General features: G+C 39.7%; 1 protein-coding gene. It reads right to left on the bottom strand.

Going from position 1 to position 837, the window contains the following annotated elements; all coding sequences use genetic code 11:
• Nucleotides 1-515: 515 nt before the first annotated feature.
• Nucleotides 516-837: MurR/RpiR family transcriptional regulator (locus ACRCJ0_RS16545; RefSeq protein WP_431391252.1), on the bottom strand; the 322-nt coding region annotated here is incomplete at its 5' end.

Below are 837 nucleotides of genomic sequence, written 5' to 3'. Positions count from 1 at the left end.
AATTAATAGAAACAAAGAAAGTCGTCCTTGAAAAAGGGCGACTTTTTTTGTTAGCGCTAAAATATATTTGCCAACGGATATTAGAGCTAGCTTTATCGATCAAACTGTAGCGCAATTGTATGATTATTACTCACTACTTTTAAAAAAGAACACCCAACCAGTATCGTGAGAAAACAACTGCGCTTTCCCCGCCGGCAATAAAAGAGTGCTTTTACCAATGAACCTACATTAGTCGTATCCCTATGCGTGGAAATCATACCTAAATCCAGGATTAAAAAGTGAGAACTAACTAACAAGAATAGGCTGGCGCTTTCCTAGCATGCCTTCGCGGTGGTTCTGGAAAGCCTGGTACATATGATTCTATTTTGGACTTTAGCCTTACAGAATGAATAGCCAGATAAGCCCTTAGGCCACGGCTAAGGGCGGTTCAACTGCATCTAAGTCAATGATAATGAAAGCATAAGCCTACAGATTATGGAAATTCTTTAGGACATGTTTTTATTCCGAAGTTTCGTCTAGTTTTCACGCATAATATCAACACTTGTGGTTCGTTGGTCAAAATGCTTGCCGACTGTGATGATGTGGTCCAGGTTTTCGTCATAGTCTTTGGCAAAGACTATGGCATAAAGCAAGTTAAGTAGGTAAATGATCGAGGTATTAGAGGTGAAGTTACCGATTTTGGAGTACAATTTTTCCCGAGTCGTAATATTCAACCGGCAATCACTCATCTGTGCAATCGTGTTGTCCCCAATGCTGGTCAGGCTGATAATAGGCACTTCCTTATGCTTCAATATTTCCATGCATTTAATTAATCCAGCATTCTCTCCAGAATAAGAA

The organism is Aerococcus sp. L_32 (genome assembly GCF_050689315.1).
This window is presented reverse-complemented; position numbering and strand designations above follow the sequence as displayed.